We start from the raw sequence: 13,248 nt of genomic DNA on the forward strand, positions 1-13,248 counted from the left end.
CCCATTGGCCGCCCGCCGCGGCAGGAACTGCTGTGGTCAACTCGACAGCACCGACATGGCCGCCGCTCGGCCCGGGATGCCGCTCACGCCACCGCCGCGGCGGGCGCCCGCACCCGCGAGCAGGACCCGCGGGTGCTCGGTCTCGACGCCCCAGCGCCCCGCGTCGGCACCGTCCTCCGCGAAGGGCCAGCTCAGGTCGCGGTGGAAGATGTGGCCGCCCGGCAGCCCGACGTCGCCCTCCAGGTCGACGGGGGTGCGCACCTCCAGGCAGGGTGCTCCGTCGGCGTCCAGGGCGAGCACGTCCTCGACGGGCTCCGCCAGCACGGAGTTCAGGGACGCGAGCGTGGCCCGCAGCGCCCGGTCGCGGGCGCCGTCGGGGTCCGCGCGGAAGAGGCGCGCCGGCATGTGCAGCCCGAACAGGGTGATGGTCTGGGCATGCGTCGACGCGAGCGACGGCCCGAGGATGCTCCGGTCGGTCAGGGTGTGGCAGTAGATCTCGCTCGGCGGCAGGTCAGGGATGCGTCCGGCGGCGGCCTGCGCGTGCGCGGTCTGGAGCTGGGTCAGGGACTCGTTGACGTGCAGGGTCCCGCTGAACGCGGCGACGGGGTCGACGTCGTCCCGCAGCCGGGGCAGCCGGGTGAGCAACATGTTCACCTTGAGCTGCGCGCCCTCGGGGCCGGGCTCCGGCGCCTCGCCGCCCAGCAGGCGCTCCAGCTCGGCCGGGGCGCATCCCGCGAGCACGTGCCCGGCGGTCGCGCCGCGGACCCGCCCGTCGGCATCGGTCCAGGTGACGTCGGCGCCCGACGCGCCGGGGTCCACGGCGGTGACGGTCGCCGAGGTGACGATCTCGGCACCGGCCGCCACGGCGGCGTCGCGCAGGGCGCCGGAGACCGCGCCCATGCCGCCCACCGGCACGTCCCAGTCGCCGGTCCCGTTACCGATGACGTGGTAGAGGAAGCAGCGGTTCTGCCGCAGGGACGGCTCGTCGACGTCGGCGAACGTGCCGATCAGGCCGTCGGTGGCCGCGACGCCGCGCACCACGTCGTGCGCGAACGTGCCGCGCAGCGCCGCTCCGAGGGGCTCCTCGAAGAGGGCGCGCCAGGCCTCCTCCCCCACGCCGTCGACCACCCGGTCCCGCACCTCCGCGCGCGGGAGCAGCGGCTCGGTGAGCGTCGGGGCGAGACGCCGGGCCACCTCGGCGGTCATGGTGTAGAAGCGCACCCAGGCCTCGAAGTCGTCGTCCGCGCCGGTGAGGCGGCGGAACGAGGCGCGCGTGGCGGCGTCGTCCTGACCGTCGACGAGCAGGCCGCCCTCGGCCACCGGCGTGTAGGAGGACCAGCGCCTGCGCCTCAGCGTGACAGGGAGGCCGAGCTCCTCGACCACCCGGCGCGGGAGCAGCGACACGAGGTAGGAGTATCGCGAGAGCCGCGCGTCCACTCCGGTAAAGGGCCGGGCGGAGACGGCGGCGCCGCCCACATGGTCCGCTCGTTCGAGGACCAGGACGGAGCGGCCGCCACGTGCCGCGTAGGCCGCCGCGGTGAGTCCGTTGTGACCTGCGCCGACGACGACGACGTCGTACCGGGAACGCGTGGAGTCAGGCATGCCCGTCATAGTCGCATGGGGCACTGATTACCAGCGAGGTTCCATCACAAGTTGGTATGTGACCTAATCGTGACAATCGCGCGAGGGGCGGGTACGGTCATGTCACCTCGCCAGCAACGGTGAGGTCCTGGTCCGGACGCCGAGCCCTGTCACCGGATCTGAGCAGCTACGACGTGACAGGGGCGGGGGAACCAGGTAAGCCGGGCACGCGAGTGTCCTTGGGGTGAAGCCTCCTTGTGAGGCCGGGTGATCGCTCTCCCCATCCGAACCCGACAGCTCACTTCGTAGGCGTCCGAGGAGATCACTGGTGACCGTACTCACCGACCGCACCCACGACTGGGCGGACGACCAGGCAAACCGTTCCAGCAGCCGGGGCAGGCACCGCGCCGACGGCCCCGCACTCACCCCCTTCACCGCACTGACCCAGACCGCCGCAGAGAATGCCGCCCGTACCGGCGCCATCGCGGTCGTCACGTCCGGCATGCTGGCGTCGGTCTTCACCCAGACCGCCCACACCGCGCCCGCCGAGACGCACACCCAGACCACGCTCGCCGGGGCGACCCCGGTCAGCAACACGGTCGACTCCACGACGCGGGCCGGCTTCGCCGAGAACCTGGTCACCAAGGTCAAGGTCACGCAGGACGCGGACTTCTGGGCCGAGCGCGGACGCGTGTCGGTGACCCCGTACGCCGAGACCGAGGCCGGCATCGCCGAGGCCAAGGCGAAGGCAGAGGCCGAGGCAAAGGCCAAGGCGGAAGCCGAGGCCAGGGCGAAGGCTGAGGCCGAGGCAGCTGCCGCAGCGGAGGCCGAGGCCGCCGCAGCCGCGGAGGCGGAAGCCGCCGCAGCCGAGACCGCGGCCGCCGTCGAGACCGCCGTCGCGGACACCTCCGGCCTCGGCCAGCAGGCCGTCAACCTGGCCCTCGAGTACGTGGGCGTGCCCTACGTGTGGGGCGGAGCCTCCCCCAGCGGCTTCGACTGCTCCGGGCTCATCCAGTACGTGTACGGCCAGCTCGGCATCAGCCTCCCGCACAGCTCGAGCTCGATGTCGACCGTCGGGTACCAGGTCTCCGCCGCCGAGGCGCAGCCGGGCGACATCGTGTGGACGCCCGGCCACGTCGCCCTCTACGCGGGCAACGGCATGGTCGTGGAGGCCCAGCAGCAGGGCACTCCCGTGCAGTACGGCGAGATGTGGCAGGACAACGCGGTGTTCATCCGCGTGACGGGCTGACGACTTCTCGCGTCGCTCTCCGGATCGACCACGGGGTGTGTGCCGCCGGACCTCCGGTGGGACGCACCCCGTGGTCGTGGACCGGTCGGGTAACGTCCCGGACGTGAAGATCCTCGTACCGGACGTACCCTTCGACATCGACTTCCCGCCCCTCCTGCCCGACGCCGGGGCCTCCTTCGCGCCCGGCGGCGCCGACGTCGTCGCCACGTACGCGATGAACGACCCGGTCCCGGAGGAGCACGCGGACGCCGAGGTGCTGGTCACCTGGTCCAACCCGCCCAAGGTGCTCGCCGACACCGCCCGCCGGCTCACCGGCCTGCGCTGGGTGCAGACCCTCTCGGCCGGCCCGGACGTCGCGCTGCGGTCCGGGTTCGGCCCCGACGTCGTCATCTCCTCCGGCCAGTCCCTGCACGACGACACCGTCACCGAGCACGCCCTCACGCTCGTCCTCGCGTCCGTCCGGCGCATCGACGCGGCTCTGGCCGCGCAGCGCGAGCACCACTGGGCCAAGGAGATCACCTTCGCCCAGGCGGACCCGGTCACCGGCCGCGAGTACACGCTCGACGGCGCACGCGTGACCATCTGGGGCTTCGGGTCGATCGCCCTGCGACTGGCCCCGCTGCTGACCGCGCTCGGCGCGCGGGTCACGGGTGTCGCCACGCGTGCGGGCGAACGCGGCGGCTACCCGGTGGTCGGCACCGACGGGCTGGACGCGCTGCTGGCCGAGACCGACGTGCTCATCTCGCTCCTGCCCGCCGCCCCCGCCACCCACCACGTCCTCGGCGAACGCCTGCTCGGCCTGCTGCCGCCGTCCGCGCGGTTCGTCAACGTCGGCCGGGGAGCGACCGTCGACGAGGCGGCCCTCGCGGACGCCCTGCGGTCAGGGCGCCTGGCCGGTGCGGCGCTGGACGTCACGGAGACCGAGCCGCTGCCCGCGGAATCCCCGCTCTGGGACGTCCCGAACCTGATTCTCACGCCGCACGTGGCGGGCGGCCGGCCGCGCGGCGCGGCGCGGTTCCTCGCGGAGCAGCTCACGGCCTGGCGCGCCGGCGGAGACCTCCGGAACGTGGCGCCGCGCTGACCCTCCGTCGAGTGCTACGGGGTTCGGGGACGCGGGGGCCGCTGGCAGACCGGACAGCTGAACGAGGACCGGTTCATGAACGCGTCGCGGCGCACCAGCGCGCCGCAGCGCCGACAGGGCTCGTCCTCGCGTCCGTACACCGCGAGCGAGCGGTCGAAGTACCCGGACTGCCCGTTCACGTTGACGTACAGCTCGTCGAAGCTCGTGCCGCCCTGGGCGAGTGCCTCACGCATGACCTCGGCCGCCGAGTCGAGCACGCGGCGCACGTCGGCGGCCCGCAGCTTGTCGGTCTGCCGGGCCCAGTGCATCTGTGCCCGCCACAGTGCCTCGTCGGCGTAGATGTTGCCCACGCCGGACACGACGGTCTGGTCGAGCAGGGCCCGCTTCACCTGGGTCCGGCGCCGGCGAACCCGCCGGATCAGGTCGTCCAGGTCGAGCCCGGGGTCCAGCAGGTCACGGGCGATGTGTGCGACCGGCTCCGGCAGCAGGGGCAGGCCGGAGCCGTGCCCGGCCGGTATGCCCCCCGCCACCGGCACCAGGTCCTGGACGCTCAGGTGCCCGAACGTCCGCTGGTCCACGAAGTCGAGGTAGCGCGCCCCGCTGGGGGCACCGGTCAGGTGCAGGCGGACGCGCAGGTGCGGGTGCCGCCAGTCGTCGGCCGCCACGGACGGCTCGTCGCCGAGCACGGCGCTCACGGCGGGTCCGGGTTCCGGACGGGCACCGCGCACGAGCAGCTGACCCGACATACCGAGGTGCGCGAGGAGGGCCGCGGTGGGGTCCGGCGCGGCCGGCGCCGACGTCGGCCCTGCTGGTTCGGCCAGCGGCAGCCAGAGGAACTTGCCCCGGCGGACCGCCGCCTCCAGCCGCCGGCCGGTGAGCTGGTCCCTGAAGGAGCCCGGGCCGCCGTCGTGCCGGCGGACGCTGTACTCGCGGAACACCTCGACGTCGCGCACGACCGCGCCGACCACGAGGCGGTCGAGACCGTCCCGGACGGTCTCGACCTCGGGAAGCTCAGGCACCGGTGGCCGGCGCCTTGCTCTCGACTCCGCCGGCGGACGGCTCGTCGCTCGCCGGCTTGGGCAGCGGGAACTTCTCCAGCAGAGCCCGGTAGGTCTCCTCGGCAGCGCCCTGCTCGGCGTGCTTCTTCGCACTGCCGGAACCGGAGCCGTAGGTGACGCCGTCGATCACGACGGTCGAGTGGAAGACGCGCGCGTGCTCCGGCCCCTCGAACGTGGCGATGTAGTCGGGCGCCCCCAGACCGCGCTCGGCCGAGGCCTCCTGCAGCGACGTCTTCCAGTCGAGCCCCGCGCCAAGGCCCGCTGCGACGTCCAACGTCGAGTCGACGAGCCGGTGCACCAGCTCCCTCGACGTCTCCAGGCCGTGCGACAGGTAGGTGGCGCCGATGAGGGCCTCGACCGTGTCGGACAGGATCGAGTCCTTCTCGAACCCGCGTGTGCGGATCTCGCCCTTGCCGAGCAGCACGTACTTGCCCAGGCCGAGGGTGCGCGCGACGGCGGCGAGGGCGCGCTGCGACACCGTCGCGGCCCGCATGCGCGCCAGGTCACCCTCCGACAGGTCGGGGTGCCGCCGGAACAACGCCTCGGTGACCACCAGCCCCAGCACGGTGTCGCCCAGGAACTCCAGGCGCTCGTTGGTGGGGATACCGCCGGCCTCGTGCGCGAACGACCGGTGAGTCAGTGCCAGCACAAGAAGCTCGGGGTCCAGATGGACCCCGAGCTTCTCGAGCAGCGCGGTAGGTTCCGGCCTCGCCGGCGACGTCCCGCCCTTGGCCACGTCAGCCCGCGTGAACGGTCTTCAGGGCGTCGCGGTACGTGCGGCCCTTGTAGGTGCCGCACGTCGGGCACGCCGTGTGCGGCAGCTTGTTGCCCTGGCACTGCGGGCAGGTGGTGAGGGTCGCTGCGGTGGTCTTCCACTGCGAGCGACGCGCACGGGTGTTGCTGCGCGACATCTTGCGCTTCGGAACAGCCACGGCTAGCTCTCTTTCGTCTCGTCCGACACGCTCGTAGATTCGAGCATGCTCTGAAGCGCCGACCAACGAGGGTCGACTACGTCATGGTGATGACCGGGGTCGTCAGCCAGGCGCGCTCCGCACTCGGAGCACAGGCCCGGGCAGTCCTCCCGGCACAGCGGTTGAAATGGTAATGCAGTCACGACCGAATCCCGAAGCGCGGGCTCCAGGTCGGCCATGTCGTCGTCGTCCAGTACGGACTCCTCGTCCTCCACCTCGTCGTCCCCCGCCTTGGCCGACGCAGCGGCCTTCTCGGGGTAGGCGAACAGCTCCGTGACGTCGACCGTGAGCTCACGGGAGATGTCGTCGAGGCAGCGGCTGCACTCGCCCTTGGCCGTGCCGCGGACGGTACCGGAGACCAGTACGCCCTCGACCACGGACTCGAGCCGAAGATCCAGCTCGAGGTCGGAGCCCTCCGGGATACCGATCACAGCGGTACCGAGATCCGACGGCGCCTGCACGGTCGCGCTGTGCGTACGCATGGATCCGGCACGCCGAGACAGCTCGTGCACATCGAGCACGAGCGGCGAGTTCGGTTCGCGGGAAATAACAGACTCCGATGAAGGCAGTGGCAGTGCACTGTCCGGTGAGGACGGTGAAGGGGGGTGGCCCGGCGCGATACCTCACACCACGGGCCAAAAACCAATCCTACGACATGGATGGGGCCCTACGCGCGCCCGTGCGGGGTGACAGGCCTCACGAGGTGGCGGGCGGCTGACCCAGCGCGGAGCGCAACGCGGCCGTGACGCCCGCGGGAACCAGGTCGTCGACCGGTCCGCCGTGCCGCACGATGTCCTTCACCAGCGACGACGCGACGTGCGCGTGCCGCTGGTCACCGGGCAGAAAGATCGTCTCGACGCCGGAGAGATGCCGGTTCATGAGCGCCATCGGCTGCTCGGCGTCGAAGTCGCCGCCACCGCGCAGACCCTTCACGACCGCTACCGCCCCCACCTCCCGGCAGAAGTCCACCAGGAGCCCCGGCACGACGGCGACCCGCACCCTGGCCAGCTCCGGCGCGGTCTGGGCGCCGCTGAAGACGGCCGCGCGCACGAGCTCCGCCCGGGTCTCCAGATCGAGCAGGCCGGACTTGCCCGGGTTCTTGGCGATACCGACCACCACCTCGTCGAACATCGTGGCGGTCCGGCGCACGATGTCGAGGTGGCCGAGGGTGATGGGGTCGAACGATCCGGGGCAGACGGCGGTGGTCACGCGCTCACGCTATCCGACAGGGCCCGCGGCGGGCGGCTCCGTTTCGACCGGCTCCGTTTCGACCGGCTCCGCGTAGTAGACCGCCGTCTCTCCATAGTCCTTGCGCGCGAACGCGGCAAGGCCGGCCGGCCAGGCAGGCTCGGGCGTGCGGACGGAGCGCTCGACGACGACGACGGCGTCGTCGGCGAGGACACCCGGCGCCGTCAGGTGCGTCAGCACGGTCGCGAGCGCGTTCTCGTCGAGGTCGTAGGGCGGGTCGAGGAAGACGAGGTCGAGGGCCGCCGTCGGGCCGCTCGTCGTGGCGGAACCCGCACGCGGTCCGACTCCCGCGAGCGCCGCGGCGAACCGTTCGGCGGTCTCGGTGACGACACGCACCCCGGTCAGCCGGAGCCCGGCGACGTTCTTGCGCGCGACGTCGGCGGCCGGGCGTGCGCTGTCCACGAGGGTCACCGACACGGCTCCCCGGCTGGCGGCCTCGAGCCCGAGCGCGCCCGAGCCGGCGTAGAGGTCGAGCACGCGGGCGCCGTCGAGCACGTCGAGGTGCGTCAGCCGGGAGAAGATGGCCTCACGGACACGGTCGCTCGTGGGTCGGGTGCCCTTGGGCGGCACCGCGATGGTGCGGCCGCCAAGGGAGCCCGCGACGATCCTGGTCACGCCTGCGAGCCTAACGCGGGCGTGCGGGGCTACTGCACATCACCCCGGGATCTGCTGCGACCCCGATGCACGGTGCGGGCCTGCCGTCGGCCGGACCGGCCACCCGAACCTGACCCCCCGGTCCCAGACCAGCCACCCGGCAGACTGACTGCAGACTTGGTTGCGGCCCTCTTTGACGACTGCAGACTTGGTTGCGGACGGCGGGCCTCTATCCGCAACCAAGTCTGCAGTCGGCGGCAGCTGCCGCAACTGACTCTGCAGTGGCCGGTTGTCCGTCACTGTCGCCGGCCACGGGCTCCAGGTCGTCAGCAACAAGCCGCCGACCGGCCGGCCGCCGAACCCGCCGGCCCGAAGCCCCAGCCCCAGCCCCAGCCCCAGCCCCAGCCCCCTGCCTACCGGGCCGATCCCTGCTACGACCAGGGCGTGTCGATGTGCGCGACGACCGGCAGGTGGTCGCTGCCCGTCCGGTCCAGGGCGCTCACCTCCGTGACGGTGGCGCCGCGCGCGAGCACGTGGTCTATCTGGGCGACGGGGAACGCCGCGGGGTACGTGAACTCGAACCCGGTGGTCGGTGCGGTGACGAGGTTGGTCAGCGGTGCGAGGGCGCCGTCCGCCAGGACGCCGTTCAGGTCACCCGAGACGATGACGGTGTCGTGCTGCTCGGCGTTGACGGCGTCCGCCAGCTGGAGCGCGCTCGCGTTCCGCGGCTCCGTCTCGAACCCGCCGCTGCCGAACCGGACGGACGGCAGGTGTGCCGCGAACAGCGCGACCGCGGCCCCTTCGCGCTGGATCACCACGCGGACGCAGCGGTCCCAGCTGGCGTCGATGCCCTCGGGCCGGATGTCCACGGCCTTCGCGTCCTCGAGCGGGAACCTGGACCACACGCCGACGGTGCCCTGCGTCTCGTGGTGGGGCAGCGCGTCACCGAACGCCTTCGTGTACTGCTCGGCGGCGGTGTCCGAGACCTCGGTGAGCGTCACGACGTCCGGTTCGGTTGCCAGGAGCACCTCCGCCGTGCCCGTCACGTCGGTGTTCGTGTCGCTGACGTTGTGCTGCACCACGGTCAGGTCGCCCGGCTCTGCGGCGACCGGGCGCACCTGTGGCAGAAAGACCCAGATCCAGGCGGCGAGCGGCAGCAGGACGGTGAGGATCGCGAGCGCGGACCGTCGGAGCAGTGCGGCGAGGATGCCGAGGGGCACCGCCAGGCCGATCCAGGGCAGGAACGACTGGACGAGGCTGCCGAGGTTTCCCCAGCGGTTGGGCACAAGATCGTGCGCGACGAGCAATGCGGCAGCGACCACGGATCCGAGCGCGAGGAGCCTCCCGCGCTGCCAGGCGGTCTTTGCCGGCGCGCCGGTGTGGATCGCATGCTTCGCGTCGACCGTCACGGGCCGTGACCCTATCGGCTGTGCCTTTCGAGCGTAAGGCGTAGGTCATCCCTTTCGCCTCGCGCGATTTCACCCTGCCGAATCTCGACGGCCGCTCGCCGGTCCGATCAGGTCCGTTCGAGGAACTCCTCCTGGTCCTCGTCGAGCTGGGCGCGGATCGCCTTCGCCAGCTCCGGGAACTCCGAGAGGTCAGGGGACGCCCGCACGACGTCGACGGCGGCGGTGCGCGCCTCCTCGATGAGGCCGGCGTCCTTGACCACCCGCAGCAGGCGCAGGGAGCTGGCCCGGCCCGACTGCGCGGCGCCGAGCACGTCGCCCTCGCTGCGCAGCTCCAGGTCGAGGTTCGCGAGCTTGAACCCGTCGGTGGTCTGGGTCATCGCCTCGAGCCGTGCGAAGGCCGGTGTGCCGGGCTCGGCATCGGACACGAGCAGGCACAGGCCCGGGTCGGTGCCTCGGCCCACCCGTCCGCGCAGCTGGTGCAGCTGCGAGATGCCGAACCGGTCGGCGTCGAAGATCACCATGGCCGTGGCCTCGGGGACGTCCACGCCGACCTCGACCACCGTGGTCGAGACGAGGACCGGCGACTCGCCCGAGGCGAACCTGGCCATCGCCTCCTCCTTCTGGTCGGGCGGGAGCTGCCCGTGCAGGACGCCGATCTCGATGCCGGTCAGCTCCGGGCGGGCGCGCAGCTCCTCGACCACCTCGAGCACCGCGCGCAACGGCGGGCGGTCGCCGGCCTCCTCGGGCCCGGTGGAGTCGAGGAACTCGGGTACGTCGTCGAAGTCCTTGGCGGCCGCCCGGGTCTCCTCGTCCGGGTGGATCCGGGCGCAGACCACGTAGGCGCGGCGCCCGGCGTCGACCTCCTCGCGCACCCGGGCCCAGGTGCGGTCCGTCCAGCGGGTGTTCCGCGCGGGGACCGCGACCGTGGTGATGCCGGCGCGCCCCGCCGGCACCTCGGTGAGGGACGACGTCTCCAGGTCGCCGAAGACCGTCATCGCCACGGTGCGCGGTATGGGCGTGGCCGTCATGACGAGCAGGTGCGGTGACACGCGCCCCTTGGCCCGCAGGGCGTCCCGCTGCTCGACGCCGAAGCGGTGCTGCTCGTCCACCACGACGAGCCCGAGGTCGGCGAACTGCACGTGCTCCGACAGGAGTGCGTGCGTGCCGACGACGATCCCGGCCTCGCCGCTCGCCGCCTGCAGCAGCGCCTCCTTGCGCGCCTTGGCGCCGAGCGAGCCGGTGAGCAGCGCCACGCGGGTGCTCGCGCCCACGCGCTCCGCCCCGAAGAGGGTGCCGCCCTCGGCCAGCGGACCCAGCAGGGCACGCAGGGTCCTGGCGTGCTGCGCGGCGAGCACCTCGGTAGGCGCGAGCAGCGCGGCCTGGCCGCCGGCGTCGACCACCTGCAGCATGGCGCGGAGGGCGACCACGGTCTTACCGCTGCCGACCTCGCCCTGCAGCAGCCGGTGCATCGGACGCGGGTCGGCGAGCTCGGCGGCGATCTCCTGGCCCACCTCGCGCTGCCCGTCGGTGAGCACGAACGGCAGCGACTCGTCGAAGTCCGCGAGCAGGCTCGGCTTCCCTGCCGGCAGCGGCGGTCGGGCGGTGGCGTCCTCCGCGGCGGTGCGCGCCCGGCGCTGCGCGAGCGCCGCCTGCAGCACGAACGCCTCCTCGAACCGCATACGGTGCCGGGACCGGTAGGCCTCCTCCAGCGTGGCCGGCCGGTGGAGCGTGCGCAGGGCGGCGGCCCGTCCGGGCAGCCCGTGGCGTTCCCGCACCTCGTCCGGCACGGGGTCGGGCACGTCGCCGTCGGCCAGCGTGTCGAGCACGACGCGCAGGGCCGCCTGGATCTTCCAGCTCGGGATGCCCGCTGCCGCCGGGTAGATCGGGATGGGTTTGGTCGCGTGCTCGAGGAGCGCCTCGTCGCTGTCGAGGTCTGACTCCTCGCCCATCAGCGTGAAGTCCGGGTGCGTGAGCTGGCGCGCACCCCTGTACAGGCCGACGGTCCCCGTGAACAGGCCCTTCGCCCCGGGGACCAGGCGCTTCTCGTGGTTGTAGAGCGATCCGCGGTGCTTGCCGAAGAACGTGAGGGACAGCCGGCTGTTGCCGTCCGTCACCACCACCTCCATGAGCGCGCCCTTGCGGTTGCGCATGGGGCGGACGGTCGCCTGCTCCACCCGGGCAAGGATGGTCACGTGCTCACCCACCTGGAGCGCCGCGATGTCCGTGAGCGCCCCCGGGTCGGCGTACCGGCGCGGGTAGTGGCCCAGCAGGTCGCCGACCGTCCGCAGCCCGAGCTTGCCCAGCGCGGTCGCCGTCCGCTTGTCGAACGCGCGCTCGAGCCGCTCGTCCACCCGCTCGCTCACGCGTCCTCCTCCGTGCCCAGCTGCACGCCGTCGCCCGGGCGGCCCGTCGGGAGCACGACGAGCTCCGCCTCCGGTGCCCGCTCGGCGAGCACGGCGGCGAGGCGGCCGGGCAGGCCGTCCGGGACGTCCGCGTCGAGCAGCACCGTCACGAGCGTGGTCGCCGGACCCGTCGCGTCGCGCAGGGCATCGGCCGCGGCCTCCCCTCGTGCCGCCGACACGGTGAGCGCGGCGAGTGCCCCGCCCACGATCGCGCGGGCGTCGACGGCGGGCGCAGCCCCCGTCTGATCGCCCACGGGCAGCAGCGTGCCGAGCGCGGCCAGTGCCACCACGGCGTGCAGGTCGGTGGGTGTGGGTACGGCGACCAGCTCGTCGACGTCGAGCGGCGCCCCGCCGTCCACTCCCCCGGCCGGCGCGCCGAGCAGCAGGACCCGTCGAGCCCCCGTCGACGCGGCGGCCCTGCCGACGTCGTCGGCCGTCAGCGGCTCGACCGTGCTGCCGAGGCCGCCCGTGAGGAGCACGACGGCGCCCGCGTGCGCGAGCTCCGCGGCCAGCCCAGGGGCCGACGTCGCCGCGACGACGCCCCACTCGTGCTGGTGCACCGCTTCGAGGTGGCGCACGTGCACCTGGGCGAGCGAGCCGCCTCGTGCGGCCTCCGTCGCGATCGTGAGCGCCCGGTCGAGGTGGTCGGTGTGCACGTGGGCCTGCCACACGGCGGTCCCTGTGCCCGCGTCGCCGCCGACCACGACCACCGAGTCGCCCACCTCGCCGAGCTGGGCCCGCAGGCCGGCGGCCACGGCCTCCGCCGCGCCCGAGACCGGCCTGGTGAGCACGAACATCAGCTCGAGGCCGCCGGTGCCACCTGCGGCACCATGTGGCTCGGTCTCGGCCGGCACGGTCTCAGGCGCCTCGATCACGGGCGCCAACTCGCCCGCGTCGAGCAGCTGGTCCAGGTTCACGGAGTCCATGCTGCCGTGCACCACTGACACTCCACCTGCCGTGGCGACGACCAGGGCGTCGAGCAGGAGGACGAGCCCGAGGGCGCCTGCGTCGAGCACGCCCGCCGTGCGCAGCGCGTCGAGCTCGTCGCGGCTCGACCGGGCGGCGGCACGCGCGGCGGCCGCCGCGGCCGTCACGACCGGCAGAGGCCCGGCGGCGGCCACGGCACCCGGTCCCGCCTCGCGCTCCAGGGAGCTCTCGACGGCCCGCGCAGCGTCGGCCGCCGCATCGGCCGCGGTGAGGATCGTTCCGTCGGCAGGGCGGGCGACCGCCGCCCTCGCCGACGTCGCCGCCCGCGTGAGCAGGCCGGCCGTGCCGGCCCCGTCGCGGGCCGCGACCGAGAGCCCGCGCAGCCACTCGCTGAGGATCACGCCGGAGTTGCCCCGCGCGCCCACCAGGGCCGCCCGGGCGAGCGTCGCCAGCAGCTGGGTCCCTGACGCCCCCGCGGGGACGAGCTCGACCGCCCGGTCGCCCTCCCGGAACGTCAGGTAGAGGTTCGTCCCGGTGTCGGCGTCGGCCACCGGGAAGACGTTGACCCGGTCGATCGCGTCACGCTCCCTGCGCAGCGCCGCCGTGGCACCACGGACCCAGGCGCGCACCACGCCGGGGTCCTCGAGACGGACGCCTGCCGGGAACGGCTCCGGTCCGGGACCGGCTGCCCGGCTCCCGCTGTCGACGTCGGTCACGCTCTGCCCTCC

General features: G+C 73.4%; 12 protein-coding genes and 1 riboswitch. Of the genes, 2 read left to right on the forward strand and 10 right to left on the reverse strand.

Going from position 1 to position 13,248, the window contains the following annotated elements:
- Positions 1-36: 36 nt before the first annotated feature.
- A complete protein-coding gene (locus ACYVK7_RS06580) occupies positions 37-1,611 on the reverse strand; it encodes a phytoene desaturase family protein (protein ID WP_460886879.1) in 1,575 nt (524 codons plus the stop codon).
- 145 nt (positions 1,612-1,756) lie between these two features.
- Positions 1,757-1,908, forward strand: a riboswitch (cyclic di-AMP (ydaO/yuaA leader).
- Between the two features lies 1 nt (position 1,909).
- On the opposite strand from ACYVK7_RS06580, the gene ACYVK7_RS06585 reads away from it, so the two are divergent.
- Positions 1,910-2,830, forward strand: coding sequence for a C40 family peptidase (locus ACYVK7_RS06585; RefSeq protein WP_460886880.1), 921 nt, complete (start codon positions 1,910-1,912; stop codon positions 2,828-2,830).
- Between the two features lie 103 nt (positions 2,831-2,933).
- Positions 2,934-3,911: an NAD(P)-dependent oxidoreductase gene (locus ACYVK7_RS06590; RefSeq protein WP_460886881.1), complete on the forward strand. Its 978-nt coding sequence runs from the start codon at positions 2,934-2,936 to the stop codon at positions 3,909-3,911.
- A gap of 14 nt (positions 3,912-3,925) precedes the next feature.
- Here the strand turns inward: ACYVK7_RS06590 and mutM are convergent, their stop codons facing one another.
- The 9 genes from mutM to ACYVK7_RS06635 all read right to left on the reverse strand — a co-directional run bounded on the left by mutM (position 3,926) and on the right by ACYVK7_RS06635 (position 13,236).
- On the reverse strand, positions 3,926-4,930 hold the full coding sequence (gene mutM, locus ACYVK7_RS06595; protein ID WP_460886882.1) for a bifunctional DNA-formamidopyrimidine glycosylase/DNA-(apurinic or apyrimidinic site) lyase: 1,005 nt from the start codon (positions 4,928-4,930) through the stop codon (positions 3,926-3,928).
- Positions 4,923-5,705: a ribonuclease III gene (gene rnc, locus ACYVK7_RS06600; RefSeq protein WP_460886883.1), complete on the reverse strand. Its 783-nt coding sequence runs from the start codon at positions 5,703-5,705 to the stop codon at positions 4,923-4,925. The genes mutM and rnc overlap by 8 nt, the downstream gene beginning before the upstream one ends.
- 1 nt (position 5,706) lies before the next feature.
- On the reverse strand, positions 5,707-5,901 hold the full coding sequence (gene rpmF, locus ACYVK7_RS06605; RefSeq protein ID WP_108495103.1) for a 50S ribosomal protein L32: 195 nt from the start codon (positions 5,899-5,901) through the stop codon (positions 5,707-5,709).
- A 2-nt stretch (positions 5,902-5,903) separates the two neighbouring features.
- A complete protein-coding gene (locus tag ACYVK7_RS06610) occupies positions 5,904-6,422 on the reverse strand; it encodes a YceD family protein (RefSeq protein WP_460886884.1) in 519 nt (172 codons plus the stop codon).
- Between the two features lie 214 nt (positions 6,423-6,636).
- The gene (coaD, locus tag ACYVK7_RS06615; RefSeq protein ID WP_460886885.1) at positions 6,637-7,149 is read right to left on the reverse strand and encodes a pantetheine-phosphate adenylyltransferase; all 513 of its coding nucleotides are present in this window, start codon (positions 7,147-7,149) and stop codon (positions 6,637-6,639) included.
- A 9-nt stretch (positions 7,150-7,158) separates the two neighbouring features.
- Entirely contained in the window at positions 7,159-7,803 is a 645-nt protein-coding gene (gene rsmD, locus ACYVK7_RS06620; protein WP_460886886.1) for a 16S rRNA (guanine(966)-N(2))-methyltransferase RsmD, read from the reverse strand.
- A gap of 410 nt (positions 7,804-8,213) precedes the next feature.
- Entirely contained in the window at positions 8,214-9,191 is a 978-nt protein-coding gene (locus ACYVK7_RS06625) for an endonuclease/exonuclease/phosphatase family protein (RefSeq protein ID WP_460886887.1), read from the reverse strand.
- Positions 9,192-9,298: 107 nt separating this feature from the next.
- Positions 9,299-11,554, reverse strand: coding sequence for an ATP-dependent DNA helicase RecG (locus tag ACYVK7_RS06630; RefSeq protein ID WP_460886888.1), 2,256 nt, complete (start codon positions 11,552-11,554; stop codon positions 9,299-9,301).
- Entirely contained in the window at positions 11,551-13,236 is a 1,686-nt protein-coding gene (locus tag ACYVK7_RS06635) for a DAK2 domain-containing protein (protein ID WP_460886889.1), read from the reverse strand. Before ACYVK7_RS06635 ends, ACYVK7_RS06630 begins: the two co-directional genes overlap by 4 nt.
- Positions 13,237-13,248: the final 12 nt, after the last annotated feature.

The sequence above is a fragment of the Promicromonospora xylanilytica genome (genome assembly GCF_054782895.1).

Coding starts and splice junctions, on each gene's coding strand:
- ACYVK7_RS06580 (WP_460886879.1), bottom strand. CDS start 1,611: ATGACGGGCATGCCTGACTCCACGCGTTCCCGGTACGACGTCGTCGTC.
- ACYVK7_RS06610 (WP_460886884.1), bottom strand. CDS start 6,422: ATGCGTACGCACAGCGCGACCGTGCAGGCGCCGTCGGATCTCGGTACC.